A 24,300-nucleotide genomic window follows, 5' to 3' on the forward strand; every position below is an offset into this window, starting at 1 on the left:
TCACTTCTCCCGGAAGAGCTTCTGGAGGGGCAGGATCACGGCCAGCACCAGGGCGCTGAGGACCAGCGCCAGGGCGGAGGCGAGGCCGATGCGGGACTCGGTGAAGCCCAGCTGGTACACCTGCACACCGGGCACCATGGTGGAGTACCCGGGTCCGCCCTGGGTGGACATGAACACGATGTCGAAGCTGGCCAGGGCGGCGATGATGGTGATCGTCACGCACACCCCGATCTCCTGGCGCAGCCCGGGCAGGGTGATCGCCCGGAAGGTCTGGAAGAACCCGGCCCCGTCGAGCTTGGCCGCCTCGTAGAGGGAGGTGTCGATCTTGCCGATGCCCGACATCAGCAGGATGGTGCAGAACCCGAGGTTGATCCAGGTCCCGATCAGACCCACCGCAGGCAGCGCCCAGGCCGGGTCCCCGAACCAGGCGCGGGTCACAGCTTCGAGCCCGACGACCGACAGCAGCTGGTTGACCGCACCGGTGGTGGCGTACATCCAGCTCCAGGCGATCGCCGCGGCCGCGGCCGGGATGACGTAGGGGATGAACAGCAGCGTCTGGGCCAGCCTGCCCAGGCCCTTGCTGCGCAGCTCCCGGATCAGCCCGGCCACCAGCAGCGCCACCGTGACGGGGACAACGGTGAAGAAGATGATCAGGAAGAAGGCGTGCCAGATCGAGGACAGCAGCTGCGGGTCGGTGAAGACCCGCACATAGTTCTCCAGCCCCACGAACGTGGCCGGTGTGATGCCGTCCCAGTCGTAGAAGGAGTACTGGATCGAGGCGGCCAGCGGCCGCAGCACGAACACCGCGTACATCAGTGCTGCCGGGGCCGCGAACAGCCATCCGGCCCAGTTCTTCCTCCGCCGCCGGGGGCGCGGTGCCCGCTCGGGGGTCCGCTCCTGGCCGGCGGGCGCCGCCGGGGCGGGCCGGGTCAGGCCCTGCAGGAGGCCGCTGGAACCGTCGAGGGAGCTCATCGTCCCAGCTCGTCCTCGTACTTGGACTGGACCGCGTCCAGCATGTCCTCCGGGGTGGTGGCCCCGTCGACGAGGCGCTGGGCCTCGGAGTTCCAGGTGGTGGTCAGCCCGTTGGTGGCGTTCTGCACGAACTGCACCTGCCCGTCGGCCTCCACCAGCTGGGCGAAGGCCTCCTGGATCTGGGCCCTGACCGAGCCCTCCTCCGTGGCCGGGACCTCCCCTTCGCCGGAGGGGGCGAAACCGGCATCGGCGACCACCTGACGGGCCTCCTCGGAACGCAGGAAGTCCAGGAACGCCGCGGCGGCGTCCTTGGCGTCCGAACCGGCCGGGATGGCGAAGTTCGAGGCCGGGTCCGACATCGTCGCCGGCTCCTGGCCCTCGGGGGCGGGAGGCAGGAAGAACCCGACGTTGTCGCCCATCTGCTCGTCCAGGGCGGCGGCGTCCCAGTTGCCGGAGGCGTAGAACAGGGCCTCACCGTTGGCGAAGCGCCCCAACGCCGCGGTGGCGTCGGTGCCGTTGGTGTCCTCCGGGTAGTACCCGGCCTCGGCCCAGTCCTGGATCGTGGCCAGGGCCTCGGCGGCCTCCGGGGTGTCGATGGTGGCCTCGGGGGCGTGGAAGATCCACTCGTTGACCGACTCCGCGCCCAGGGCGTGGTTGAGCATCATCTGCGTGCTGGTCATGACCTGGCCGGTCTGGTTGCCGGCCATGATCGGCACCATGCCGGCCTCCTCGGCCTGAGCCAGAAGTTCCTCCAGCTCCTCCATGGTCTGCGGCGGGGTGGACATGCCCAGCTGCTCGGCCAGCTCCTTGTTGTAGTAGAAGCCGGTGACGGTGAAGCCGTCGGCCATCGTGTACTGCGAGCCCTCCCCGCGCACCCCGTCCTCGTTCACCCGGTACTGGGCCAGCTGACCCTCCGGCAGCTCGTCCCAGGTGTAGGCGTCGGCGTAGGCGTCCAGGTTGGTCAGCAGCCCGTCCCCGGCCACATCCGACAGGGCGATCACCCGGGCGATGTCCGGCGGGTCGTCCGAGGCCAGCACCCGCGGGGCGTTCTGGGCCTGCACGTCATCGGGGTCATAGCGGCCGGTGATGGTCACGTTCGGGTGCTTCTGCTCGAACGCCGCGATCAGCGCCTCGTCCTTGGCCTTGAGCCCGGCACCGTCGTAGAGGGTCAGCTCGATGGGCTCCTGGCCCAGCTCGGTGGACACATCCGTAGGCGCCGCCTCGGAAGCCGCCGGAGCCGAGCCCCCACCGGGAGGCGCGCAAGCGGCCAGGGCGAACACTGCGCAAGCACCTGCTCCCAGCACACGCAGCCTCGTGCGGGTCAGACGGGCAGAATCCTGGGTGACCAGACGATCGGTCATGGAACTTCCTCCTCCGGAAAGGGTGCCGCCCCCTTTTCGGAAGCGCTTCCGAATATGATTCAGGTCATACGGAAACAATGTCAACCCCATGGGGCGCATAATTTTGCGTGGATTCTGGGCGGGGGAGGGCATTGTTCGTCGTGATGTCGGAACGTTGTTTGGGAAGCGCTTCCGAAGGATCTACACTGAGGCCATGACCTCCTCGAGAACCGTCGGCCTGGCGGACGTGGCCCGTGAGGCCGGCGTCTCCCTGGCCACCGCCTCACGGGCGCTCAACAGTGCCTACGGCGTGGCCGCGGCCACCAGGGAGCGTGTCACCGAGGTCGCCCGCCGCTTGGAGTACGTCGCCTCCCCGGAGGCCTCGCGCCTGGCCACCGGAGCCACCCGCAGCGTCGCCCTGGTCGTGCCCCACCTGGACCGCTGGTACTTCGGGGAGATGGTCGGCGGCCTCGAGGAGGTCCTGCGGGAGGCCGGTCACGACGTGCTGCTCTACCACGTCGGGGATCCCGAGGGCCGCCACGCGTTCTTCGAGCGCCTGCCCGCCCGCCGCAAGGTCGACGCGGTCGTGGTGGTCGCGGTGCCGGTCACCGACCACGAGCGGCGCCGCCTGGAGCTCATGGGCGTCACCATCGTCGCCGCCGGCGGCCAGGACGCGACCTATCCCTACGTCTCCATCGACGACGCCGCCGCCGTGCGGCAGGCCACCGACCACCTGCTGCGCCTGGGTCACCGGCGGATCGCCATGATCACCGCCGTCGACCCCGACCGCGCCGATCAGCCGGCCCACCGGGGGCGCACGCGGGGCTTCTACGCGGCCATGGCCCACGCCGGTGTCCCGGTCGACGAGGAGCTCGTCGTGACCACCGACTGGGGCGGGGTGCCGGCCGCCGAGGCCATGGAGAAGCTGCTCAGCGTCCGCGAGCTCCCCACCGCCGTGCTGGCCCACTCCGACGAGATGGCCCTGGGCGCGATGCGCACCGTCCGCCGCGCCGGACTGCGGGTGCCCGAGGACATCTCTGTCATCGGCATCGACGACCACCCTCTCGCGGAGCTTGTCGACCTCACCACCGTCCGCCAGCCGGTCCGGGACCAGGGGCTGCAGGCCGCACGGCTGCTGCTGGCGCTGCTGCGCGGGGAGGACCCCGACCCGGCGCAGAAACTGCCCACCCGCGTCGTCGTGCGCCGCAGCACCGCCCCGGTCCGCGACGCACCGTCCGGCTCCGCGGCGGAGACCCCCGCGCGCTGAACGAGGCCCGCGGCCCCGGGGCCGCACCCGGACGCGGGCGCCTACGCTGGACGGGTGAGCAGCACAGCACCCGCCCCGTGGGTCGAACGCCACCAGGTGGCCGTCTACCTGGGGGCCATCGCCGCCGCGGTCCTCGTCGGCTGGGCGGTGCCCGGTGCGCCCGCGCTCGCCCCGGCCGTCACCCCGGTGCTGGGACTGCTGCTCTTCGCCACGTTCCTGGCCGTCCCGTTCGCCGCGATCGGCCGGGCCTTCACCGACCTGCGCTTCCTGGCGGCCGTGCTGGTGGTGAACTTCGCCGTGGTGCCGGTCGTGGTGCTCCTCCTCTCCCGGGCGGTCGCCGACCACGAGGCCGTGCTGATCGGGGTGCTGCTGGTGCTGCTGGCTCCGTGCGTGGACTACGTCATCGTCTTCACCGGTCTCGCCGGCGGCGCCGCCGACCGGCTGCTGGCCGCCGCCCCGCTGCTGATGCTGGGCCAGATGCTCCTGCTGCCCGCCTGGCTGCTGGTCCTCGCCGGCCCCGAGGCGGTCGCCCTCGTGGAGCTGGGGCCCTTCGTGGAGGCGTTCGTGCTGCTCATCGTCCTGCCCCTCGCCGCGGCCGCGGCGGTGCAGCGGGCGGCGCCGGGCTCCGCCGCGGCGCGCCGGGTCGTCACGGCCACGGCCGCGGCGACGGTGCCGCTGATGGCGCTGACGCTGTTCACGGTGATCGCCTCGCAGGTGCGCGGGGTGGGGGAGCAGCTGGCCGAGCTCGTGACCGTGGTGCCCCTCTACATCGGCTTCCTCGTGGCCATGGTCCCGCTCGGGCTCCTGGCCGCCCGGATCGCGGGCCTGGACGTGGCGGCCTCCCGGGCGCTGGTGTTCGGCGGTGCCACCCGCAACTCCCTCGTGGTGCTCCCCCTGGCCCTGGCGCTGCCGGAGCGGCTGGCGCTGACACCGTTCGTCGTCGTGGCCCAGACCCTGGTGGAGCTGGTGGGGATGGTGGTCCTCGTCCGGCTGGTCCCCCGCCTGGTGCCGGGCCGCGATCCACGACACAGTGGGGGCACCACCCCGTCCGATCGAAAGGCACCCCGCCCATGACGCAGCGCCTCCGTCCCGCCACCCAGGCCCTCCGACTGTGGGGGGTCCGCCAGTGGGGGGTCGCAGCGCTCGCAGGGCTCGTCGCCGCCGCGCTCCTGGGCCTGCTCTGCGCCCCCGTGCCCGGGCTCCTCCTCGGCCGGGAGGACCCGGCCGTGGGGTGGCGCCCCGCCTGGATCGGCGTCTCGCTGCTCACGGGCGCGCTCGTGGCCTCCTACGTGGTGCCGGTCGCCGGCGGCACCCCGCTCCCCGATGACGACGACGTCGCCACCGTCACCGTGGCCCGGGCCGTCGAGTCCGCGGAGCGCCGCAGCGCGCTGCTCGGCGCCGTCGGGGTGGTGCTGGTGGTGGCGGGCTCCGTCCTGCCGGGGGCCGGCGTCCTGGCGCTGGTGGCGGCCGCCCTGGCCGTGCTGCACCGCCTGTCCGGGCAGGCGGCCTGCCCCGTCAACGCGCCGGTGAGCGCCGCCAGGAACAGCGTGGTCCCGCCCGCGTCCGAGGTCCCGCCCGAGGACTGATCACTGCCGCGGATCGAGCGCGGCCCAGGTCTCCAGGCGGCTCACGGCCGTGCCCACACCGTCCTCCGCGCGGATCGCGGCGTCCAGCCGCCGCGCCCGCTCCCGCAGCGACCCGTCCCGCAGGCACCGGTCGAGCGCCTCGACCAGGCGCTCGGTCGTCAGCCGTCTCCGGGGGACGGGGGCGGCTCCCGCGCCGAGCTCGTGGACCCGTGCCGCCCAGAACGGCTGGTCGACCCCGTAGGGAACCGTGACGTGGGGGATGCCCGCGCGCAGTCCCGCCGCCGTGGTCCCGGCCCCCGCGTGGTGCACCACGACCGCCGCCCGCGGCAGCAGGAGGTCGTGCGGGACGGCGGTGCGCACCAGGATTCCCGGACCGGGGTCGCCGTCGGCGGCGAGTCCGCCCCACCCGGTCAGCAGCACCCCGCGGGAGCCCGTGGCGCGCAGGGCGGCCGTGACCGTCGCCGAGGTCCGGCGGGCGTCGGCGCTGGACATGCTCCCGAAGCCGACCACCACCGGGGGCGGCCCGTCGGCCAGGAACGCCTCGAGCTCGGGGTCGAGGGCGGCCCCGGGATCGTCGAGGAACCAGTACCCGGTCAGCACGTGACCGGTCGGCCAGTCGGGGGGCTGGGGGAGCACCTGGGGGCTGATGCCGTACAGGGCGCCCGTCTCCGGCCGGGCGGCGGATCTCTCCGCGAGGCCGGCGGCCGTCCGTGCGGCGCGCTCGGCCGGGCGCGTGGGGGCGGCCGCCGCGAGGGCGGTGATCCGGTGGGCCAGGCGGTTGCCGGCCCGCCCCGACCACCGGGGCACGTGCGGGGCCAGAACTCCGGGGAACGCGCCGGTGACGGGACCCAGCGGATGCAGGTGCGCCGAGAGGAACCGTGCCCCGGTCCGTTCGGCGACCGCACGGGCGATGGGGGCGCCGCCGATGCCCGCCAGGACCACGTCGGCCTCCGGGGCGGCCTCCAGGAGCGCGGCGGTCCGCACGGCGGCCTGGCGGCTCACCTCCTCCTGCATCCCGCGCGGCACCAGACCGCGCATCCCCTCGCTGGAGGGCAGGCGCGCGGCGGCCTCCTGCATGCTCCCGGGCAGGGCGAGGGCCGGGACGCCGTGCTGCTCCGGGAGCCAGGTGAGGTCCTCGGGCGCCGCGACGACGGTGGGGTGGCCCCGGGCCCGCAGGCCCGCGGCGAGCGCGGTGTAGGGCTGGACACCACCGCGGGTGTCGACGGCGACGATGAGCACGTCCATGAGCACCTCCCTTAATGCAACACATTGTTGCATTAAGGGAGGTGCTCGGCCCAGATGTCTCGAGCCGACGGCGCGGGTTCCCGGGGCGGCCGGCGTCCGGGGGCGGGCGCGGCGGGCGACAATGGGGGCATGTCCGTCACCGGCCCCGCCCCCGAGCCCCGCCCGGCACGGTCTCCCGGCCGGGCGGGACGTCCCGCCGTGCCCATCGACGGCGTGGTGCTGGCCGCCACGCTCGAGGAGCTGGCCGTGGCCGGACCGCACGCGCTGAGCGTCGACCGGGTCGCGCGGCGGGCGGGCGTCCACCGGACCTCCGTGTACCGGCGCTGGCCGGACCGCGGATCGCTCGTCGTCGGCGCCCTGGAGCACCAGCTGGACGCCCTCGGGGCGCCGGCGGACACGGGCCGGCTGCGCACGGACCTCGCCTCCGTGCTCGGGCCGCTGGCGCGGCACCTGGCCACCCCGGGCGGCCGGGCCCTGCTGCTCGTGGCCCTGGCGGACGGGCTCTCCGGCGAGGTGGAGGCGGTCGTCGCCCGGCGTCTGGCCGCCACGGAGCAGCCGCTGGACGCCCTGGTCCGCCGGGCCCGGGACCGCGGGGAGTGGGGACCGGGCACCACCGCCGCCGAGGTGGCGGACGCCCTGGTGGGCGCCGCGCTGCACCGGGTCGTCATGCTCCGGCAGCCCGTGACGGACGAGTGGGTCGACGCCGTGTGCGGCCTGCTGGCGCGGGGGGCGGCGGCCGGGACCGGCCGCGGCTGAGGGCTACCGGCCGGACCGGCCGCTGCCGCTGTCGTCGGCCGGATAGGGCTCGGCGCGCAGCAGGCGCGCCAGGTGGGCGGCGTTGCGGGCGGCCCCGGCCGTGGTGGCCGCGACCTTCTCCGGCACCTCGTCCAGGTCCTGGTAGTCCACGGTGTGCATGGCCTCGCCCACCCAGTAGGTCCCGGCCTGGGCCGGGACGGTGAACCCGACGTCGCTGAGGGCCTGCGTCATGTCGGCGATCGTCTTGTGCGCGCCGTCCTCGTTGCCGACCACGGCCACGATCGCGGTCTTGTCGTACATGATCGGCCGGCCCTGGTCGTCGGTCTCGGCGAGGTCGGCGTCGAGGCGCTCGATCACCCGCTGGGCGACGCTGCAGGGGTGGCCCATCCAGATGGGGGTGGCCAGCACCAGGATGTCCGCGTCCAGGACCTGCTGCCGCAGGGCCGGCCACTCGTCCCCGGAACCCATGTCCACCTGGACCCCCGGCTTCACGTCGTGGTCGACCACCCGCACGGAGGAGGTGGTCACCCCGTGCTGCTCGAGCGCCTCCAGCACGTGGCGTGCCATCAGCTCGCTGCTGGACGGGGCCGGTGACGGGGTCAGGGTGCAGACGAGGGCGACGGCGGAGAGCTGGGGCATGGGCGGGTCCTTCCGGGCAGGTGCGGGCATCGGTGCGGTCTCCCTGCCCAACCTACTCCGTCGCTCCCCGCCGGGGCGGCCCCTCGTGCGATCCGCCCGGGGTTCGTAGACTGGCCGTTCGCGCCGCGGAACCGCGGTGGTCGACGAGAGAAGGGCATCCCCATGACCGATCAGCACGACGGCGCCGCCAAGGTGCGCGAGCTCATCCGGAAGACCCGCATCGCCATGCTCACCCACGCCGACGAGCACGGCAACCTCATCTCCAAGCCGATGGCCACGCAGGACGTGGACTTCGACGGCACCGTGTACTTCATCGCCGAGCGCACCTCGGACCAGGTGCAGGACCTCCAGCAGCGGCCCTCCGTCAACGTCGCCTACGCCGGCGAGGGCGCCTGGGTCTCGCTCACCGGGACCGCGCTGGTGCTCAACGACGTGGACAAGCTCAAGGAGCTGTGGGACAGCTTCACCGGCTCGTGGCTGGAGGGCGGGCCCGAGAACCCGGACAACGTCCTCATCGAGGTCACCGGCCGTTCCGCCGAGTACTGGGACACCCCCGGCGGGGGCAAGGTCACCCAGGTGGCCAACCTGGTCAAGGCCAAGGTCACCGGGGACACCGTCAAGGGCGACAAGGGCGTCGTCGACCTCTGACGCCTCCGCCGTCCGCTCCGCCGGCCGCTCGGCCGGGCCGGAGCGGACGGCTCCGGCCCGGGCGTGTCCGGCGGTGCGAGCGTAGACTCCGGGCATGGCTACCACACTGGTCCGTCCCCGCAACGGCAAGCTCCTCGCCGGCGTCTGCGCGGCGCTGGCGAACCGCTTCGGTCTCCCGAAGTTCCTGGTGCGCCTCGGCTTCATCGTCTTCGGCCTCGTGGGCGTGGGGGAGCTGGTCTACATCGCGCTGTGGATCATCATTCCCAAGCAGACCTGAGACACCGCGGGCACCGCTCCGCGCGCCGTGGCGCCGCCACGGGGCGCCCCCGCGTCGCGGCCTCCGCACCTGCCCGCGCGCTCATTCCCGCGCGCTCACCGCGCCGCGGCCGGCACGCCGCCGAGCAGGCGGCGGTAGCTGCGGTGGACGTTGAGGGCCACGGCGGTGGCCACGACCGCCTTGAGCAGGTCGCCGGGGACGAACACGAGCGAGCCCAGCAGGGACGTGGACAGCGGCAGCCCGGCGACCACGGCCGTCCAGGGCACGCCGAAGGCGTAGACGACGCCGATCCCGCCCACGACCGTGCTGAACAGGACGGCGGCGAACCGGGCCGCGGGCCGGGCCTGCCGCAGCGCCCAGTGCTGCACCAGGAGACCGATGACCAGGGCGGCCGGGATCCAGCCGAGCACGTAGCCGCCGGTCGGCCCCAGGAACACCCCGAGCCCGCCCCGGCCGCCGGCCAGCAGCGGCAGCCCGGCGAGCACGAGGACCTCCAGCACGACCACCGAGAGCATGCCGCGGACCGGGCCGAGCAGTGCGCCGGCGAGCATCACGCCGAGGGTCTGCAGGGTGATGGGCACGGGAACGATGCCCACGGTGATGGGCGGCACCAGGCCCAGGGCGGCGATCAGGGCGGCGAACACCGCCACGAGGACGGTGTTCTGGGTGGTCTGCGGGTTCTCGGCGGCCATGGGGATCCTTCGGGTGGGCGGGACGGGAGCTCAGTCGGACAGGGGAGGAGCGGGGCGCGGCTGCGGCGGGGCGGAGTCGTAGCACCGGGCGTCGATCGCGGCGGAGATCTCCTGGGCGGACTCCAGCGTGCGCACCAGCAGGGGCACCAGTACGGCCACCGGGCGGTGGTGCAGGCCGCGGGCGAACTGCGCTTCGCGGATCGCGAGGTACTGGGTGCGGATCTCGGGGATGAACCGGATCGTCATGGACAGGGCCAGACTGATCTGGGCCGGGTTCAGGCCCAGGCGCCGGGCCGGGCGCAGCAGCGCCTCGAACAGGGCCAGCATCTCGCTGAACGCGGTGCTCAGGGTGACGGCGTAGGCGAGGAAGCAGAGGCTGAGCAGCCGCAGGGCCGAGACCGCGGCGGCCTCCCAGCCGGTGGTCAGCACCAGGGTGACGGCGACGACCCCCACGACGAGGAACAGCCCGGCCAGCATGCGCGCCAGCCGCAGCAGCGGTGTGCGGGTCAGCAGCACCGCCGCCGCCGCGAGGACGAAGAAGCCGATCTGCGCCGCGAGCCCAGGCACCGCGTACAGGGCGATGCTGGCGAGGAAGAGCAGCGCGAACTTGGGCCCGGCCGGCACGGCGGCCAGCGGCCCGGCGGGGCGGGCGCCGGTCACGAGTCGCTGATCCGGCAGTAGAACTCGAGCGCCCGGCCGGGATCGCCGTCGAAGGCGATGCGGCCCTCGTGGACCACGAGGGCGCGGTCGTAGGCCTCGACCATGTCCAGGTCGTGGGTCACCACGATCGCCCGCTGGTCCAGGCCGTCGATCGTGGCCTGGAGCCGGCGGCGGTTGCGCCGGTCGAGCATGGTGGCGGGCTCGTCGAAGACGACGGTGGAGGGCTCCATCACCAGCACCGCGGCCAGGGCGACCATCTGCTTCTCCCCGCCGGAGAGCGTGTAGGACTCGCGGTCCCGCAGGTGGGCGATGTCCAGGCGATGCAGGACCGCGTCCACCCGGTCGGTGAGCTCGGCGCCGCGCAGCCCGAGGTTCTGCACGCCGAAGGCGATGTCCTCGGCCACCAGGGGCATCACGATCTGGTTCTCCGGGTGCTGGAACACGAACCCCACCTGGCGCCGGATCCGCTTGGCGTCCCGGGCGGTGCTCAGCCCGCCCACCTGCACCGTTCCGCGGGAGGGCAGCACCAGGCGTTGAGCAGGCGCACGAGGGTGCTCTTGCCCGAGCCGTTGAGCCCGATCACGGCGATGCGGTGCTCGTCGAGGGTCAGGTCCACGTCCCGGAGGACGTCCCGGCCCTCCCGGGTGACGGTGACGTCCGTGAGCCGCAGCCCCGGGTGGGGGCCGGAGGGGCCCGGGGGCGCGGAGCGCTCTCCCGGCGGCGCGGGCGGCCGGGGCGGGAGGGGGCGGGGCGGGGGATCGGCACGGTGCGGGTCAGTCCTCGAAGTACAGGGAGGCGTGCAGACGGCATCCCGGGTTGAAGCGCGCACCGCAGCGCGGGCAGCCGTCCGCGTCCCGGTACTCGCGCACGGTCAGCTCGTGGGCGCAGACCCCGCAGAGGACGGCCGCGGCGTCGCGCTCGGCGGCCGGCCACGGCACGGCCGGGTGCCCCGCGCTCTCCGCGTGGCACAGGTGGCAGGGATAGTACTCCTGGCAGCACCAGAACCTGATCGCGACGACGTCCAGCGCCGTGCGGTAGTGGATGCACCTCGTCTGGTCGTCGACCGTGCTCCCCAGGACTCTCGGCACGGTCACCTCTTCTGCTCGATCCTTGGTCCCTGACGCATCTGTGCTGCGCGCGTCCGGGCCGGGCCGGCTCGGACGCCGATGCCATTATCCCTGCTCGGGTTCGGCCTGCCCGTCCCGGCGCGTCCAGCCGGCACCCAGAGGGCTGTCCTACAGTTCGGGGCTGACGTCCTGTGCCCTCCTGGTGCGCCCCGACGCCATGCCCGAGCCGACGCAGGAGCCGCATGCCGACCTTTCCTCGTTCCCAGCCGTCCGCCCCGGCGCCGATGCACCGGTGGCGGCTGGTCGTGGCGCTCGCCGTCGCGCTCGTCCTGCTGGTGGCGGCCACGGTCTCGGCCACGGCCGTGCGCTTCGCCCGGCTGGCCGGGAACATCGACACGGTGGACCTGGTGCGGGAGGACGTCGCCGCGGTCGGCGGGGGCGGGGTCAACCTCCTCGTCGTCGGCTCGGACGCCCGGGACGACGACCCGGGGATGGGGGACCGTGCTGACTCCATGGTCCTGGTCCACCTGAGCGAGGACCGCTCCCGGATCGACGCCGTGCAGATCCCGCGCGACACCGTGCTGGACCTGCCCGCGTGCACCGAGGACCTCGGCTACGCGTTCTCCGGCTACTACGGCATGGTCAACGGTGCGCTGGGCGCCGGCCCTGGCTGCCTCGTGTCGGCGGTGGAGGCACTGAGCGGGGTGCGGCTCGACCACTTCCTCGAGCTGCGCTTCGAGGGCTTCGCCCGCGTCGTCGACGCGCTGGACGGTCTGCCCGTGGACCTGCCCGAGGCCATGTTCGACCCGAAGGCGGAGCTGGACCTGCCGGCCGGTGAGCAGGTGCTCGACGGGCAGCAGGCCCTGGCGTGGGCGCGGACGCGGGACAGCTTCCCGGAGGGCAGCGACATCGGGCGGATGGGCAACCAGCAGACGGTGATGTACACGATCGTGGACCGGGTCCGGGAACGGAGGCTGGTCACGCATCCCGGCCGGGCGTACTCCTTGGCGGACGCCGTGACGTCCTCGGTGTGCGCCGACACCGACCTCGCCGATCGCCGGACCCTCGTCCGGCTCGGGGCCGGCCTGGCGCGCGTTCCGCGGGAGAACATCAGCATCGCGACGATGCCGTGGGAACCGGACCTCTACGATCCCAACCGTGTGGTGCCCTCGGCGGCGGCGGAGGAGCTCTTCGCCGCCCTGGCCCGCGACGAGCCGGCTCCGGGTCCTGCTGATCCGGCCCCGCCGATCGGGGCGTCCGGCACGGTCTCGTGAGGCCGGCGGGCCTCAGCCGGTGGAACGGCCCAACCGCTGCGCGTGGTGCAGGTCCCCGGGGGCCGTGCCGCTCAGGGCGGTCTCGGCCAGCGCCTCGCCCAGCGCGGGGGCCTGCTTGAACAGGTTGTGCCCGGCCAGGGCGGTGAGCCCGTCCTCGGACCACACGCCCACGCCGTCGTCGCCCCAGGGCAGGCGGGTGACCCAGCAGTGCACGTGGTCCACCGGGGACGGGTCGAGCCCGGGCAGGGCCCGCTGCACATAGCCGACCGTGCGTTCGGCGAACGCGGCGAGCTGCCCGGGGTCGGCCAGGCTGCCGTCCGCGCGGGCGTCCGTGTCGGCGCTGAGGCCCACGGAGTAGTGCCGGCCGTCCGGGTACGGCGCGGCGTAGACCCCCGTCTCCCCGAACGCGCCGCTGCTGTCCTGGAACGTGGGCAGCCCGGCCGCCCCCGGCGGGTCCGGCACGGCGAAGGTCAGCCGGACGTGGGCGCCCAGGGCGACCGGCAGCCGGAGACCGGCCCCGTGCGCCAGCGGGGCGGTGCCCCGCCCGGCGCACAGGACCACGTGGTCGTGGTCCTCGCAGGTGGTGCCGGTGCGCACCTCCACCCGGCCGGGGCCGGTGCGCCGCACCGAGAGCACGTGCTCGTGCAGCATCGACTCCCGCAGCCGGTCCGTGAGGGCGCCCACGGCGGCCAGGGTGCGGATCGCCCCGCCCTCGGCGTCGAGCATGGCCGGCCCGTCCCAGGCGGCCAGCAGCGGCAGCCGCTCGCGCAGCTCCGCGGGCTCGAGCCGCCGGACGGGGATGTCCGGGAAGGCCTCCAGGGTGCGCAGCTTCTCGGCCACGCCGTCCCCGATGGCCACGGCCCCGTCCGGGGAGATCAGCTCCACGCCGAACTCCTGCTCCCAGGCCCGCCACAGAGCCCGGCTGCGGGCGACCAGCGCCACCAGCCGGGGGTCGTCGTGGGCGTGCCGGAAGATCCGGACTGCCCGGCGGACTGGCCGCCGCCGGGCGGGCCGGACTCGTACAGGGTGACGTCGGCGCCCCGGGCGCGCAGGGCGTGGGCGGTGGCGAGGCCGACGATGCCCGCGCCCACCACGGCCACCCGGCTCATCGTGGTCCTCCGGAGGTTCTCAGGTGCCGTCGCGTGGGCTCAGCCGTCCTGCGCGGGATCGGTGCTCTCCCCGAGGATGTCGTCGAAGGCTCGCGCACCGCCTGCCGGGTGGCCAGGCGCACGCTCGCGGCGCCCTGCTTGTCCGCGGTGTCCGCGTCGGCGATGTTCTGGCGTTCCTCGCGCTCCTGCTCCAGGGCGTGGTCGCGGGCGGAACGGATGCGGTCCATGATCTCATTGGCTTCCATGGCCCCATCCCATCACGGGAACCCCCTGTTTGCACAGGGGGCTGATCATTCGGCGCGCGGCCGGGCCAGCTCGACGGGCCCGGTCACCGCGGGGGCCTCGGGTGTCCCGCTGCCCACCATGACCACGGCGCTGGCCGCCACGACCAGGCCCATGCCCAGCAGCTGCAGGGCGGTGAGCCCCTGGCCGAGCACCAGCAGTCCCGCCAGCGCCGCGACGGCGGGCTCCAGGCTGAGGAGGATCCCGAAGACCTTCGGCGGGATGGACCGCAGGGCCAGGAGCTCGAGCGAGTAGGGCACCACCGAGGACATCAGGGCGATCCCCACCCCGCCGGCGAGCACGCCCCACGTCAGGGCCGGGGCGTGGGCGGTGGCGACGCCCACGGGGGTGACCAGGACCGCGGCCACGACCAGCGCCACGGCGAGGCCGTCCAGCTGGTCGAAGTGCCGGCCCGCGGAGCGGCTGCCCAGGATGTAGGCCGCCCAGCCCACCCCTGCCAGCGCCGCCCAGGCGATGCCCACGAGGTTGAGCTCCGCCCACGGCACCGTGAGCGCCTGGGAGATCAGCACGACCCCGGCCAGCGCCGCGAGCACGGCGAGCACGTCCCGGCCGCGGCGGGAGAGCACCGCCGAGAGCGCGAGCGGGCCCAGGAACTCCACGGTCACCGCCACGCCCAGCGGCAGCGTGGCCAGGGACTGGTAGAACGCGAAGTTCATCCCGGCCAGCGCGGCCCCGAACAGCAGTCCGGCGCGCCAGGCCTCGCGGCTGCGTCCGCGCAGCCGCGGCCGGATGACGAGCAGCATGATCACGGCGCTGAGGAGCAGGCGCATCGTCACCGTGGCGGAGGCGCCGATCAGCGGGACGAGGACCGCGGCGAGGGCACCGCCGAACTGGACGGAGACGACGGCCGCCAGCACGTAGGCGGTCGGGCGCAGGCCGGGGCGGCGGGCAGGGGAGAGGGTGGTCACCCGTTCAGGGTAGGGCCCCGCCGCCGTCCCCGCTCACGGCTGGTCCGCCAGGCGCAGCGTGCCGTGCACGGGGGCGCGGTCGAGCACCCGCACCTCACCGAGCCCCCGCCGTGCGGCGGCCTCCCGGAGTCGCTCCCGCAGCAGCGGCTGGTGCACCGCGAGGCCGCCGCCGACCACCACCGGCCCGGACAGCGCCAGGCGCCGGGACACGGTCGCGGCGAGCTCCGCCAGGGCGTCCGCGGTGCGGTCCACCAGCCGCATCGCGTCCTCGTCCTGCGCGGCCGCCTCGAACGCCACCCGGGAGAGGCCCGCCCAGAGCCCGCGCTCGGGGAGCGTGTGGAAGCGTTCGATGAGTCCGCCGGGCTGTGCGAGGCCGCAGCGGTCGAGGACCGCCCGGTCCAGGGCGTCGGGGGCCTGCCCGTCGTCGTGCCGGGCGAGCGCGCGGCGCACCAGCTCCCGGCCCATCCAGTAGCCGCTGCCCTCGTCGCCGAGCAGGTGGCCCCAGCCCCCGGCGCGGGCTTCCCGCCCGCCGGGCGCGGTCCCCCACGCGGCGGAGCCCGTGCCGGCGATGACCGCGATCCCCGTGCGGCAGCCTCCGGCGGCCAGCACGAGCCGGGTGTCGTGCACCACGACGACGCGGGCCCGGCCCGCGTGCGGGGCGATCAGCCCGCGCAGCGCCTCCGCGTCGGCCGCGGTGTCCACCCCGCCGGCGCCCGCCACCACGACGTCCGCGTCCGCGGCCCCCAGCTCGGCGAGGACCTGCGCCAGCACGGAGGCCGCCGCGTCACGGCTGACGTTCTGCACGTTCGCGCTGCCGCCGAACGCCTCCTGCGCCACCGTGCCGCCCTCGGCGCGCAGGCCGTGGGTCTTGGTGCCGCCGATGTCCAGGCCGATGAGGATGCTCATGGACCCATCCTGCCGGTCCCGCTCCCCGGGCGGGGCGTCCGCGGCGGTGCTCGGTGCGGTGCGTCGGCCCGGTGCGTCGTCGCCGGCCGCACCCCTGGCGGGAGCGCACCGGCGCGGTTGCCCGCGCAGGCGGCCGGCGGTCAGACTGTCACGGTCGTCCCGCGCTCCCGGCGCGACGTCCCTGGCGGGCGTCCGGGCCGGGATGCCCGCACCGCGGCACGCCGGCCCGCCACGTCTCCTCGTCCGGCACGGTGAAAGGACCAGCCCATGACCTCGGCCCGGTACGTGGTGGTCGGCGCCGGCTTGATGGGCGCCGCCACCGCCTGGCAGCTGGCCGAGCGCGGCGAGGAGGTCGTGCTCGTGGAGCGTGACGTCCCGGCCGGCCCGCGGGGCTCCTCGCACGGGTCCGCCCGGATCTTCCGCTACGCCTACGCGGACCCCTTCTACGCGGAGCTCGTCGTCCGCTCCGAGCCCTGGTGGGCCCAGCTGGAGCGCGGGTCGGGGCGCCGGCTGATCGACCGGGTCGGCGGCGTGGACCACGGCCGGGGGCGGGAGCCCGAGCGCCTGGCCCGTGTCCTCGAGGCGGCCGGCGTGGCGCACGAGCTGCTCGGCCCGGCCCGGGCCCGCTCCCGGTGGCCGCAGCTGACCGTCGAGACCCCGGTCCTGTACCAGCCGGGGGCCGGGGTGCTGGACGCCCAGGCGACCGTCGAGGCCATGGTGGAGCTCGCGGCGGCGGCCGGGGCGCAGCTGCGCACCGCCTGGCCGGTCCGGGGGATCGTCCGGACCGGCGCCGGGTTCACGGTCTCCGGCCCCCGCGGGGAGACGCTCGACGCCGGGCACGTGGTGGTCGCCGCGGGCGGCCACCTGCCCGACCTGCTGGGGGAGCTGCCCCTGCCGCCGGCGTTCCTGGCAGGCCTGCCGCGGCTGAGCGTGCGGCAGGAGAACGCCTTCCACTTCCCGTACCGGGACCCGGGGCAGCCCTGGCCCACCACGATCCACGAGGACGGGGGGAAGCCGGTCTACTCCCTGCCCGGCGGGCGGGACGCCGGCTGCCGCGGCCAGAAGGTCGCCGAGTACCACGGCGGGCGGCTCCTGCGCTCGGCGGCCGTGCAGGACGGCGTGGTCGACCCCGTCCACCGCGCCCGGGTGGTGGCCCACGTGCGGGCCCGCCTGCCGGGACTGGTCCCCGAGCCCTACGCCGAGGCCACGTGCCTGTTCACCAGCACCCCGGACGAGGAGTTCGTGCTGGACTCCGCCGGCGGGATCACCGTGGTCTCGCCCTGCTCGGGGCACGGGGGGAAGTTCGCGCCGCTGCTCGGGGCGATGGCCGCCGATCTCGCCACCGGGGCCGGCGGGGTCCCGGCCCGCTTCCGCCCGGGCGCGGCCGCCCGCCGGCGCGGGGCTGAACGGCGCCGCGGCTGAGCGGCGCCGGGTCACCCCGGCGCCGGGGCGTCCTCCCGCAGGTGCCGGTCGAAGAAGGCGGTGATCCGCCGCCGGGCGTCCTGGGTGGCGGGGGCGTCGTAGGCGGTGCGGCTGAACCGGCCCAGCACCCTCAGCAGGAGGGTGAGGTCGGCGGGGTCGTGGTCGTTCATGAAGCCGTGGCCCACCCCGGGGTAGATCCTGATGTCGTGCTCCACCCCGGTCTCGGTGAGGATGCCCTCCAGGCGGCGCCCGGCGTCCGCGCCCAGGGGCGAGCCGTCCGCGCCGCCGTAGCTGCCCACGATCGGGCAGGCCCGCGGCAGCCACTGCTCCGCTCCCTCGGGACAGCCGCCGTAGTTCGTGCTGGAGGCCGCGAAGCCGTGCTCCGCGGCCAGTGCGAGGGCGTAGCCGCCGCCCATGCAGAAGCCGATGACGCCGATCCGCCCGGTGCAGTCGGGGCGGGCGGCGAGCCACCGGCGGGCCGCCTCCACGTCGTCGAACGTGCGCCCGCGGCGGGCGCCGAGGTCCTTCAGCACCGTGCGCAGGCAGCGCAGCCGGCCGCCCCGGTGGAAGAGGTCGGGGGCCACGGCGAGGAAGCCCTCCTCCGCCAGCCAGTCCGCCTGGTGGCGCAGGTCCCGGCTCATCCCGGTGAAGTCGTGCACCACGACCACACCGGGCCAGGGCGGCTCAGCGGCGGGCACCGCCACGTGGGCGGGCATCGGTCCGTGGTCGGTGGCGAGCAGCGCGGTGGTCATGGCCGGATCCCCTCGACGGGCGGTGGAGACCGAGTCTGCCACCCCGCCGGGGACCCTGCCACGGACGGGGACCGGGTTACGCCCGGACGGACAGGGGGCGGGCGTCCCCGCGCGCCACGAGCCGGCGGCGGTGGACGATGCCGCCGCCGAGGGCGGCCACGAACACCACCGACATGACCACGAGCAGCGGCCACGGGCCGAACTGGTAGATCAGCGGCACCGAGGCGGCCGTGACCAGGCCGCCGCCGAAGAACGGCTCGAAGAACAGCTGCTTGTAGCCGAAGGCCTCCATGGCCGGGCTCTCGTCGTGCGGGTCGGCGATGCGCATGAGGATCAGGCCGGTGGCCGTCACCCCCATGGACTGCCCGAAGTCCCCGATGCCGCGCTCGAGCCAGTAGTCGGGAATGACCTTGGGCACGAAGTAGAGCAGGAAGCCGGTGCAGAACACCACGCCGGCGAGGGAGAGGACCAGGAAGGCCTCCCAGTTCGCGGCGATCGCGGTGAGGGACAGGGTGGCGATCGCGGCGAGGATCAGGAAGTCGAGGGCGAGCCCCTGGATGCGCAGCATCATCTGGTGGTCCAGCAGGTGGCCGATGCCGCGCCGGTCCATGACCAGCTGCACCACCACCCCGCCCAGCATGGCCAGGGGGAAGAGCGGCACGAAGGCGAGCAGCTCCACGGTGTCCGCCCACAGGGCCTGCTCGATCCACTGCAGGGCGGTGAGCATGAGGTAGCCGATGAGGATCGCGACGCCCACGACGGCCACGTGCAGCGTCAGCGGCTCGATGGACGCCGGACGGGAGGTCATCATGGCCGCGGGGATGTTCTCGTCGCGGCGGTAGAGACCCTTCTGCTCCTCCACGGACTGCTCGACATCGCCCTGGAGCACCCGGGTGCGCCCGGTCCGCACGCCCCAGTTGATCACCGCGATGCCGATCACGATCCCGCCCACGAGGCCGATCGTGGCCATGCCGAGGGCCAGGTCCGCGCCGTCGGCGAAGCCCACCTCCTCCATGACGCCGCGCATGCCGGCGGCCGTGCCGTGGCCGCCCTCGAAACCGATCTCGATGAGCGCCCCGGCCATGGGGGAGATGCCGAACAGCGGGGTGAGCACCAGCACCACCAGCAGCAGCCCCACCACGTACTGCCCGGAGCCGAAGGCCAGGCCCACGGACAGCTGCGGGCCCGCGAGCTTGGCCACGCGCCGGGGTCCGGGGATCGTGGCGCCGAGGAAGAGGGTCGCGAAGACCACGCTGATCAGCAGACCGGGCAGCGCGGACCAGACCTCGAGGATCTGCGGGGTGAACAGCCCGCCGTCCGCGAGCCAGCCGACGCCCGCCGCCTCCCCGACCCGGCCGAGCACCTGGGGGCCCGCCAGGAGGGCGAGGAAGCCCACGATGATGGAGCTGGGCAGGAAGACCTTCTGGATCCACCGGACCTTGACCCGCAGCCACTTCCCCACCAGGAACAGCGCTGCGAGCAGGACGAGGGCGAAACCGACGTGGTCGGGACTCATGGGAGGGCTCCTGGGTCGAGGGCACGAAGGGTCGGGCCAGTCTACGGGCGGCCCCGCCGCGGCACGCCCGGCCGGCCCCGGTAGCCTGGCAGGAGCCCATGCCGTCCCCTCGCCCAGGAGCCCCCGTGCCCGCTTCCCCCGTCCCGGACCAGCCCTCGACGCCCTCCGGCGTCCCGTCCACCGCGCAGGCCGGTGCCGACCGTTCCCCCGGTGCCGCCCCCGGCGGGGCGCCGGACACCGGAGGGTCCGTCCGCCGCAGCCTCCCGGGCAACGTGGTGCGCGGCGCACTGATCGGGGTGGTCGAGACCGTCCCCGGCGTCAGCGGAGGCACCGTGGCCCTGGTGGTGGGCATCTACGACGAGCTCATCAACTCGGCCGGCCACGTGGTCTCCGCGGGAAAGCGTCTCCTGCTGGGCCCCGAGCGCGCCGCCGGAGCGAGGCACCACCTGGCCCGGGTCGAGTGGCGGATCGTGCTGCCCGTGGCGATCGGCATGGTCGCGGCCCTGCTGACCGTGGCCGGGCCGATGAGCCACCTCGTGGAGGAGTACCCGGTCACCATGCGCGCGCTGTTCTTCGGCATGGTCCTGGCCTCCGTCGGCGTGCCCCTGCGCCTGGCCGGCGGGGCCCTGCGCGCCCGGGACGCGGCGGTCGTGGCCGCCGCGACCGTCCTGGCGTTCGTGCTGGTCTCCGTGCCGCCCACCACGGTGACCCCCACGCCCGTGCTCGTGGTCCTGGCGGCCATGGTCGCCGTGTCCGCGCTGCTGCTGCCCGGCCTCTCCGGGTCCTTCCTGCTGCTGACCATCGGGCTCTACCAGCCGACCCTGCGTGCCGTGGACGAGCTCGACCTCGGCTACCTGTCCCTGTTCCTGCTGGGCGCAGCCCTCGGCATGGTGGTGATCGTGAAGGGCCTGCAGTGGCTGCTGGACCACCACCACCGGGTGACCATGCTGGCGCTGACCGGCTGATGCTCGGTGCTCTGCGCACCCTGTGGCCGTGGCAGCTCGAGGACCGCACCCTGCTCGCTCCCGAGGGGGACTGGTGGCTGCAGCTGCTCGCCGCCGCGGCCGGGTGCGTCGTCGTCCTCGTCCTCCTGGCCGTGGACGCCCGCACCCGGGCGCGCACCGGGCACGGGGCCCAGGAGGAGCTCGCCGGGGTGGAGTCCGGGCGGGACGACCCGCGCGGCTGAGCCCGGACGGCGGAGGGCCCCGGTGTCGCGCACGACACCGGGGCCCTCCTGGTGGTTCGACGGCTGAACCGTACTACTCAGACGCCGTCCTTGAAGTTCTTGCCCGCGTCCTTGACGTTCTCGCCGGCCTGCTTGGCGCTGCCGGACAGCTTGTCCGCCTGGCCCTCGGCCTGAAGGTCGCGGTTGTCGGTGGCGTCGCCGACCTTTTCCTTGGCAGCACCGCCCGCCTTTTCCGCGGCGTTGCTGATCTTGTCTCCGAGTCCCATGGAATCTCCTTCCGTCGGTGAACAGATGCCCCCAGCGTAGACCCCTCAGCATGCTGAAGGAACAGCATCCGGGGCGGCGGGCCGGATGTTCCCGCACGGCGAACGGCCCGGCTCAGCGCTCGGGCACGTCGAGGCCGGCCTCGGCCAGGCGCTGCCGCAGCCAGCCTGGGATCTTCCGGTCCATCCGCCGGTAGCGGGCCAGGTGCCGCCGCCAGTCCTCGGCCGCGACCGGGTGCGGGGCGTGCGCCGGGAGACGGGGCTCGTCGGCGTAGTTCAGGACCAGCTCCACCCCGGGCCGGGCCCAGCGCCGCTCGGAGACCGTGACGAGCAGGGTGGCCGAGAGCCAGGTCCCGTCCACGAGGTCGGCGTAGTCGTCCTGGAGGGCGCGGACCAGCCGCCGTGGGGCGCCGCGCCCGGCGACGTCCACGGGGTGGTGGGACGTGGTGCCGCCGCGGACCTCCCGCACCTGCAGGCGCAGGTCCTGGCCCACGCTGAGGACGTCCAGCACCAGGGCGTCCCACCCCGGGTCCGCTCCGTGGGCGCGCGTGAGCCAGCGGGCCAGCCGGTCGATGGTCTTCCGCTGCCGGGGGCTCTGGAGTCTGTCGGTCCGCACGGCCACACGCTAGCAACCGTTCAGTCGGCGCGGATGACGACCTTCACCGCCCGGTGCTGCGCGGCGTTGCCGAACAGGTCGTAGGCCTCCTCCATCTGGGACATCGTGAAGCGGTGCGTGGCCATCGCCTTCGCGTCGAGCCGGCCGGAGCGGACCATGTTGAGCAGGCTGCCCACGGTCCGGCAGTCGACGAGGCCCGTGGTGATCCGGACGTTGGAGATCCACAGCCGGTCCAGCGGCAGCTCGACCGGCTTGCCGTGCACCCCGGCGTTGGCCACGGTCCCGTAGGGCCGCACGACGTCCAGGCACGTCCGGAACGTCTGCGGGATCCCGACGGCCTCGATGGCCACGTCCACGCCTAGCCCGTCCGGGGACAGCGCCCTGATCCGTTCGACGGCGTCCGGGTCCCCCGCATCGACCTTGTCGGTGGCGCCGAGCTCGAGCGCCTTGTCCATCCGGTTCTCGTCCAGGTCCACGGTGATTACCCGTCCCGCGCCGCAGAGGTTGGCGGTCATCACCGCGCCCAGGCCCACCGGGCCCGCCCCGACGATCGCCACCGTGTCCCCGGGCTTCGTGCTGCCGTTGAGGATGCCGATCTCGAAGCCCGTGGGCAGGGCGTCGGTGAGGAACAGGACGTCCTCGTCGTCGAGGCCCTCGGGGACCTGGTGCACGGAGGTCTCGGCGAACGGGACGCGCACGTACTCGGCCTGCGTGCCGTCGACGAGGTGGCCGAAGACCCAGCCCACGCCCCCGAGCGTCTGGCAGTGGGAGGGCTGGTTGTTCCTGCAGTAGGAGCACTTCCCGCAGTTGGTGACGGCGGGGATGATGATCCGGTCGCCGACCGCCAGGCCGGTCACGGCGGCGCCGACCTCGGTGATCGTGCCGATCGCCTCGTGACCCAGGATCCGGCCGTCGGTCACCGCCGGGACGTCGCCCTTGAGGATGTGCAGGTCGGTGCCGCAGATGGTCGTCGTGTCGACCTTCGCGATCACGTCGGTCGGGTCCTGGATCGTGGGGGCGGGGACGTCCTCCCACGCCTTGTGCCCCGGTCCGTGGTAGACGAGCGCCTTCATGGGGTCCTCCTCGATCGGCGGACCGGCGGGCTGCCCGTCCGCCCTCCTCATCGTAGGCAGGAGCTCCCCGGGGGCCGAGGGGTCACTGGTATGAGACGAACCAGGGCCGCGGCTCGATCGCGAACGTCTGCTCCGGGGTGAAGGTGGGGGTGTCCTCGTCGTAGAAGTTCTTCCAGGCCATCCGGATCCCCGGGGGCAGCCCCTGCTGCAGCCGCGCCCACGTCCCCATCTTCAGGTCCGGGGTGCCGTGGCCGTCGGCGTGCAGCACGAGCGCGAGCTCCGGGCGCGAGGCGTCCACCAGGTGCCGGTCCGTGATCATCGAGTCCGCGAACTGGTGCAGCAGCACGACCTTCTGCGGCAGGTCGTGGCGGGCGGTGAGGTCCGCCAGCCACGCCGTCGTCGCGTTGATCTCGGCCGCGTCCACCGAGCCGATCTGGACCATGTGCACCTGCCCCGGGGCGAGCCGCCACTCCGGGTCCAGGGCCAGTCCGACGTTGGGCAGGCGCAGCAGCTCCTCGTACTGCTGCGCCTGGCTCAGGAAGTCCTGGTGCCCGGGCTGGAGGTCGAGCACCACGTAGACGTCGTGCTCCGCCGCGGCGTCCACGTACGGGCGCAGGTCCTCCACCGTCGACTCCCGGGAGTGGTCCCCGTCCTCGCCGGGCTCCGCCGACGCCGTGGTCGCGATGATCTCGAACGCCGGGACCACCGGCTCCTCGCTGAAGGGCTCGTACTGCGCGGCCAGCTCCTTCGCGCGGGTGACGGACTCCCGGGGGCCCTGCTCGCCGAGCGCCCCCAGGCCGGGGGTGCCGGGGTGGCCGTAGAGCGCCACCATCCGGCGCCCGGGGAACACCTCGGTGCCCCCGCCGATCAGCTCGGCGGGCTCCTCGGGGGGTGGGGGTGGGAGTGGGGAGGGGTCGGGGAAGGGACGGACGACGACGAGCTCCCGCCCGCGGCGGGCGTGGCCGCAGCCCCCGGGCCGGTGTCCTGGGCGCAGCCCGCCAGGAGCAGCCCGGCGCACAGGACGGGGGCGAGAAGACGGGGCAGCGGCGCGCGGGTCATGGCGGGTCCTTCGGCCGGGAGTGGGGCTGCGGCCAGCCTACGCACCCGCGTCCCGGGCCGGTGTCAGGGCGCCTCCGGCGTGCCGGGGTCGTCCGGCTCGCCCAGTTCCGCGAGCAGCCGCAGGCCGCGCTCGGCCCACGCGATCTCCTGCTCGGCGCGGGCCACCTGCCCCTCGTAGGCGAAGACCTTGAACCGGGTGATCCGCTCCCACTGGTCCTCCGGGTTGGCCGCCAGGCGCCGGGCGAGGGTGGGGTTCGTGCGGTCCTCCAGCGCCCGGATCTGCTCGAGGGCCTGGGCTCGCTGCTGCCGGTAGTGCTCGAGGTGCGCGCGCAGCTGCGCGGCCGCCGCCCCGGGGGAGGCCCATTCGAAGTAGGCGGCCTTCAGCTGGGCGGGATCACGCGCCCTGACGTAGCTGAGCGGGGTGTCCTGCCACTCCCGCAGGGCGCGCTCGCCCTCGGGAGTGATCGAGTACTCGGTCTTGGTGGACCCGCGGGACCCCCACGGGACCGGGCGGCTCGAGAGCAGCCCCTCCGCATGCATCTTCCGCAGCTCGGGGTAGATCTGCGAGTCGGGGGCGTGCCAGACGTGGCCCACCGAGGTGCTGAACTGCTTGACCACGTCGTAGCCCGTCAGCGGGCCCGAGGAGAGCAGCGCCAGCAGGGCCGAACGGAGGCTCACGGGTGGCTCCTTCCGGGGAAGCGGTGCATCGTCCTCCCGAGCCTAGCGGGGCGGGACCGGAGAGACCCTGGGCTCACGGGGCGGGC

At 74.4% G+C, this 24,300-nt stretch carries 29 protein-coding genes and 1 pseudogene; 10 read left to right on the forward strand and 20 right to left on the reverse strand.

Features of this window, described 5'->3' with window-relative positions; translation table 11 throughout:
* Both BJF77_RS17210 and BJF77_RS17215 read right to left on the reverse strand, forming a co-directional pair.
* Positions 1–972, reverse strand: coding sequence for a carbohydrate ABC transporter permease (locus BJF77_RS17210; protein WP_082157266.1), 972 nt, complete (start codon positions 970–972; stop codon positions 1–3).
* Entirely contained in the window at positions 969–2,177 is a 1,209-nt protein-coding gene (locus BJF77_RS17215) for an extracellular solute-binding protein (RefSeq protein ID WP_222845024.1), read from the reverse strand. The genes BJF77_RS17210 and BJF77_RS17215 overlap by 4 nt, the downstream gene beginning before the upstream one ends.
* 349 nt (positions 2,178–2,526) lie before the next feature.
* Here BJF77_RS17215 and BJF77_RS17220 point away from each other — a divergent pair, with 349 nt between their 5' ends.
* Genes BJF77_RS17220 through BJF77_RS17230 form a run of 3 tightly spaced genes read left to right on the forward strand, consistent with a single transcriptional unit; the run spans position 2,527 to position 5,165 of the window.
* On the forward strand, positions 2,527–3,579 hold the full coding sequence (locus BJF77_RS17220) for a LacI family DNA-binding transcriptional regulator (RefSeq protein ID WP_075872937.1): 1,053 nt from the start codon (positions 2,527–2,529) through the stop codon (positions 3,577–3,579).
* A 54-nt stretch (positions 3,580–3,633) separates the two neighbouring features.
* Positions 3,634–4,653 carry a bile acid:sodium symporter gene (locus BJF77_RS17225; protein ID WP_075872938.1) on the forward strand — a complete coding sequence of 340 codons (1,020 nt, stop codon included), beginning with the start codon at positions 3,634–3,636 and terminating at the stop codon, positions 4,651–4,653.
* Positions 4,650–5,165 carry a hypothetical protein gene (locus tag BJF77_RS17230; protein WP_075872939.1) on the forward strand — a complete coding sequence of 172 codons (516 nt, stop codon included), beginning with the start codon at positions 4,650–4,652 and terminating at the stop codon, positions 5,163–5,165. The genes BJF77_RS17225 and BJF77_RS17230 overlap by 4 nt, the downstream gene beginning before the upstream one ends.
* On the opposite strand, the gene BJF77_RS17235 is transcribed toward BJF77_RS17230, so the two are convergent.
* Entirely contained in the window at positions 5,166–6,410 is a 1,245-nt protein-coding gene (locus BJF77_RS17235; protein ID WP_075872940.1) for a glycosyltransferase, read from the reverse strand. It abuts the gene before it with no gap.
* Positions 6,411–6,539: 129 nt separating this feature from the next.
* Here BJF77_RS17235 and BJF77_RS20685 point away from each other — a divergent pair, with 129 nt between their 5' ends.
* Positions 6,540–7,166, forward strand: coding sequence for a TetR/AcrR family transcriptional regulator (locus BJF77_RS20685; protein ID WP_158041309.1), 627 nt, complete (start codon positions 6,540–6,542; stop codon positions 7,164–7,166).
* 3 nt (positions 7,167–7,169) lie between these two features.
* Here BJF77_RS20685 and BJF77_RS17245 read toward each other — a convergent pair whose 3' ends face one another.
* Complete coding sequence (locus BJF77_RS17245; protein ID WP_047802612.1) at positions 7,170–7,805, reverse strand: flavodoxin family protein; 636 nt, start codon at positions 7,803–7,805, stop codon at positions 7,170–7,172.
* Positions 7,806–7,967: 162 nt separating this feature from the next.
* On the opposite strand from BJF77_RS17245, the gene BJF77_RS17250 reads away from it, so the two are divergent.
* Together BJF77_RS17250 and BJF77_RS17255 are read left to right on the forward strand one after the other, a co-directional pair.
* Positions 7,968–8,453, forward strand: a complete 486-nt coding sequence (locus BJF77_RS17250) for a pyridoxamine 5'-phosphate oxidase family protein (RefSeq protein ID WP_047802613.1) — start codon at positions 7,968–7,970, stop codon at positions 8,451–8,453.
* 94 nt (positions 8,454–8,547) lie between these two features.
* The gene (locus BJF77_RS17255; RefSeq protein WP_047802614.1) at positions 8,548–8,730 is read left to right on the forward strand and encodes a PspC domain-containing protein; all 183 of its coding nucleotides are present in this window, start codon (positions 8,548–8,550) and stop codon (positions 8,728–8,730) included.
* Positions 8,731–8,825: 95 nt separating this feature from the next.
* Here BJF77_RS17255 and BJF77_RS17260 read toward each other — a convergent pair whose 3' ends face one another.
* The 5 genes from BJF77_RS17260 to BJF77_RS17275 form a co-directional block, all read right to left on the reverse strand.
* Complete coding sequence (locus BJF77_RS17260; protein WP_075872942.1) at positions 8,826–9,422, reverse strand: biotin transporter BioY; 597 nt, start codon at positions 9,420–9,422, stop codon at positions 8,826–8,828.
* Positions 9,423–9,452: 30 nt separating this feature from the next.
* Positions 9,453–10,082, reverse strand: coding sequence for an energy-coupling factor transporter transmembrane protein EcfT (locus BJF77_RS17265; RefSeq protein ID WP_047802616.1), 630 nt, complete (start codon positions 10,080–10,082; stop codon positions 9,453–9,455).
* Positions 10,079–10,609, reverse strand: coding sequence for an energy-coupling factor ABC transporter ATP-binding protein (locus tag BJF77_RS17270; protein WP_255396341.1), 531 nt, complete (start codon positions 10,607–10,609; stop codon positions 10,079–10,081). Before BJF77_RS17270 ends, BJF77_RS17265 begins: the two co-directional genes overlap by 4 nt.
* On the reverse strand, positions 10,570–10,698 hold the full coding sequence (locus tag BJF77_RS22195; RefSeq protein ID WP_255396342.1) for an ATP-binding cassette domain-containing protein: 129 nt from the start codon (positions 10,696–10,698) through the stop codon (positions 10,570–10,572). Before BJF77_RS22195 ends, BJF77_RS17270 begins: the two co-directional genes overlap by 40 nt.
* Positions 10,699–10,855: 157 nt before the next feature.
* Positions 10,856–11,176: a CHY zinc finger protein gene (locus BJF77_RS17275; RefSeq protein WP_047802617.1), complete on the reverse strand. Its 321-nt coding sequence runs from the start codon at positions 11,174–11,176 to the stop codon at positions 10,856–10,858.
* A gap of 215 nt (positions 11,177–11,391) precedes the next feature.
* Between BJF77_RS17275 and BJF77_RS17280 the strand changes: the two genes are divergently transcribed.
* Positions 11,392–12,423: an LCP family protein gene (locus BJF77_RS17280; RefSeq protein ID WP_075872943.1), complete on the forward strand. Its 1,032-nt coding sequence runs from the start codon at positions 11,392–11,394 to the stop codon at positions 12,421–12,423.
* A gap of 12 nt (positions 12,424–12,435) precedes the next feature.
* Here BJF77_RS17280 and BJF77_RS17285 read toward each other — a convergent pair.
* From BJF77_RS17285 to BJF77_RS17300, 4 genes and pseudogenes are all read right to left on the reverse strand, one after another.
* Positions 12,436–13,532: pseudogene (locus BJF77_RS17285) on the reverse strand (NAD(P)/FAD-dependent oxidoreductase).
* Positions 13,529–13,777, reverse strand: coding sequence for a hypothetical protein (locus tag BJF77_RS17290; RefSeq protein ID WP_255396345.1), 249 nt, complete (start codon positions 13,775–13,777; stop codon positions 13,529–13,531). The pseudogene BJF77_RS17285 and the gene BJF77_RS17290 overlap by 4 nt, the downstream one beginning before the upstream one ends.
* A 45-nt stretch (positions 13,778–13,822) precedes the next feature.
* Positions 13,823–14,743, reverse strand: a complete 921-nt coding sequence (locus tag BJF77_RS17295) for a DMT family transporter (RefSeq protein WP_075872944.1) — start codon at positions 14,741–14,743, stop codon at positions 13,823–13,825.
* 33 nt (positions 14,744–14,776) lie between these two features.
* The gene (locus BJF77_RS17300; protein ID WP_075872945.1) at positions 14,777–15,649 is read right to left on the reverse strand and encodes an N-acetylglucosamine kinase; all 873 of its coding nucleotides are present in this window, start codon (positions 15,647–15,649) and stop codon (positions 14,777–14,779) included.
* 267 nt (positions 15,650–15,916) lie between these two features.
* Between BJF77_RS17300 and BJF77_RS17305 the strand changes: the two genes are divergently transcribed.
* Complete coding sequence (locus BJF77_RS17305) at positions 15,917–17,071, forward strand: FAD-dependent oxidoreductase (RefSeq protein WP_075872946.1); 1,155 nt, start codon at positions 15,917–15,919, stop codon at positions 17,069–17,071.
* 11 nt (positions 17,072–17,082) lie between these two features.
* Here the strand turns inward: BJF77_RS17305 and BJF77_RS17310 are convergent, their stop codons facing one another.
* A complete protein-coding gene (locus BJF77_RS17310; RefSeq protein ID WP_075872947.1) occupies positions 17,083–17,823 on the reverse strand; it encodes a dienelactone hydrolase family protein in 741 nt (246 codons plus the stop codon).
* Positions 17,824–17,899: 76 nt separating this feature from the next.
* Positions 17,900–19,339, reverse strand: a complete 1,440-nt coding sequence (locus BJF77_RS17315; RefSeq protein WP_047805279.1) for a sodium/glutamate symporter — start codon at positions 19,337–19,339, stop codon at positions 17,900–17,902.
* A gap of 125 nt (positions 19,340–19,464) precedes the next feature.
* On the opposite strand from BJF77_RS17315, the gene BJF77_RS17320 reads away from it, so the two are divergent.
* Complete coding sequence (locus tag BJF77_RS17320) at positions 19,465–20,304, forward strand: DUF368 domain-containing protein (protein ID WP_075872948.1); 840 nt, start codon at positions 19,465–19,467, stop codon at positions 20,302–20,304.
* Positions 20,304–20,525, forward strand: a complete 222-nt coding sequence (locus BJF77_RS22205; RefSeq protein ID WP_075872949.1) for a hypothetical protein — start codon at positions 20,304–20,306, stop codon at positions 20,523–20,525. The genes BJF77_RS17320 and BJF77_RS22205 overlap by 1 nt, the downstream gene beginning before the upstream one ends.
* A gap of 77 nt (positions 20,526–20,602) precedes the next feature.
* Here the strand turns inward: BJF77_RS22205 and BJF77_RS17330 are convergent, their stop codons facing one another.
* From BJF77_RS17330 to BJF77_RS17350, 5 genes are all read right to left on the reverse strand, one after another.
* Entirely contained in the window at positions 20,603–20,791 is a 189-nt protein-coding gene (locus tag BJF77_RS17330) for a CsbD family protein (protein ID WP_047805280.1), read from the reverse strand.
* 112 nt (positions 20,792–20,903) lie between these two features.
* Positions 20,904–21,404, reverse strand: coding sequence for a hypothetical protein (locus BJF77_RS17335; protein WP_139318632.1), 501 nt, complete (start codon positions 21,402–21,404; stop codon positions 20,904–20,906).
* A 20-nt stretch (positions 21,405–21,424) separates the two neighbouring features.
* On the reverse strand, positions 21,425–22,477 hold the full coding sequence (locus BJF77_RS17340) for an alcohol dehydrogenase catalytic domain-containing protein (protein ID WP_075872951.1): 1,053 nt from the start codon (positions 22,475–22,477) through the stop codon (positions 21,425–21,427).
* Positions 22,478–22,559: 82 nt separating this feature from the next.
* On the reverse strand, positions 22,560–23,495 hold the full coding sequence (locus BJF77_RS17345; protein ID WP_255396346.1) for a hypothetical protein: 936 nt from the start codon (positions 23,493–23,495) through the stop codon (positions 22,560–22,562).
* Between the two features lie 104 nt (positions 23,496–23,599).
* Positions 23,600–24,214 (reverse strand): PadR family transcriptional regulator, encoded by a 615-nt coding sequence (locus BJF77_RS17350; RefSeq protein WP_075872952.1) that lies wholly within the window; start codon positions 24,212–24,214, stop codon positions 23,600–23,602.
* Between the last annotated feature and the right edge of the window lie 86 nt (positions 24,215–24,300).

This window comes from Kocuria sp. CNJ-770, from assembly GCF_001942375.1.
Taxonomy (GTDB): domain Bacteria; phylum Actinomycetota; class Actinomycetes; order Actinomycetales; family Micrococcaceae; genus Kocuria; species Kocuria oceani.

Coding starts and splice junctions, on each gene's coding strand:
- BJF77_RS17210 (WP_082157266.1), bottom strand. CDS start 972: ATGAGCTCCCTCGACGGTTCCAGCGGCCTCCTGCAGGGCCTGACCCGG.
- BJF77_RS17310 (WP_075872947.1), bottom strand. CDS start 17,823: ATGACCACCGCGCTGCTCGCCACCGACCACGGACCGATGCCCGCCCAC.
- BJF77_RS17340 (WP_075872951.1), bottom strand. CDS start 22,477: ATGAAGGCGCTCGTCTACCACGGACCGGGGCACAAGGCGTGGGAGGAC.
- BJF77_RS17245 (WP_047802612.1), bottom strand. CDS start 7,805: ATGCCCCAGCTCTCCGCCGTCGCCCTCGTCTGCACCCTGACCCCGTCA.
- BJF77_RS17235 (WP_075872940.1), bottom strand. CDS start 6,410: ATGGACGTGCTCATCGTCGCCGTCGACACCCGCGGTGGTGTCCAGCCC.
- BJF77_RS20685 (WP_158041309.1), top strand. CDS start 6,540: ATGTCCGTCACCGGCCCCGCCCCCGAGCCCCGCCCGGCACGGTCTCCC.
- BJF77_RS17260 (WP_075872942.1), bottom strand. CDS start 9,422: ATGGCCGCCGAGAACCCGCAGACCACCCAGAACACCGTCCTCGTGGCG.
- BJF77_RS17330 (WP_047805280.1), bottom strand. CDS start 20,791: ATGGGACTCGGAGACAAGATCAGCAACGCCGCGGAAAAGGCGGGCGGT.
- BJF77_RS17255 (WP_047802614.1), top strand. CDS start 8,548: ATGGCTACCACACTGGTCCGTCCCCGCAACGGCAAGCTCCTCGCCGGC.
- BJF77_RS17300 (WP_075872945.1), bottom strand. CDS start 15,649: ATGAGCATCCTCATCGGCCTGGACATCGGCGGCACCAAGACCCACGGC.
- BJF77_RS17280 (WP_075872943.1), top strand. CDS start 11,392: ATGCCGACCTTTCCTCGTTCCCAGCCGTCCGCCCCGGCGCCGATGCAC.
- BJF77_RS22205 (WP_075872949.1), top strand. CDS start 20,304: ATGCTCGGTGCTCTGCGCACCCTGTGGCCGTGGCAGCTCGAGGACCGC.
- BJF77_RS17250 (WP_047802613.1), top strand. CDS start 7,968: ATGACCGATCAGCACGACGGCGCCGCCAAGGTGCGCGAGCTCATCCGG.
- BJF77_RS17315 (WP_047805279.1), bottom strand. CDS start 19,339: ATGAGTCCCGACCACGTCGGTTTCGCCCTCGTCCTGCTCGCAGCGCTG.
- BJF77_RS17230 (WP_075872939.1), top strand. CDS start 4,650: ATGACGCAGCGCCTCCGTCCCGCCACCCAGGCCCTCCGACTGTGGGGG.
- BJF77_RS17220 (WP_075872937.1), top strand. CDS start 2,527: ATGACCTCCTCGAGAACCGTCGGCCTGGCGGACGTGGCCCGTGAGGCC.
- BJF77_RS17305 (WP_075872946.1), top strand. CDS start 15,917: ATGACCTCGGCCCGGTACGTGGTGGTCGGCGCCGGCTTGATGGGCGCC.
- BJF77_RS17290 (WP_255396345.1), bottom strand. CDS start 13,777: ATGGAAGCCAATGAGATCATGGACCGCATCCGTTCCGCCCGCGACCAC.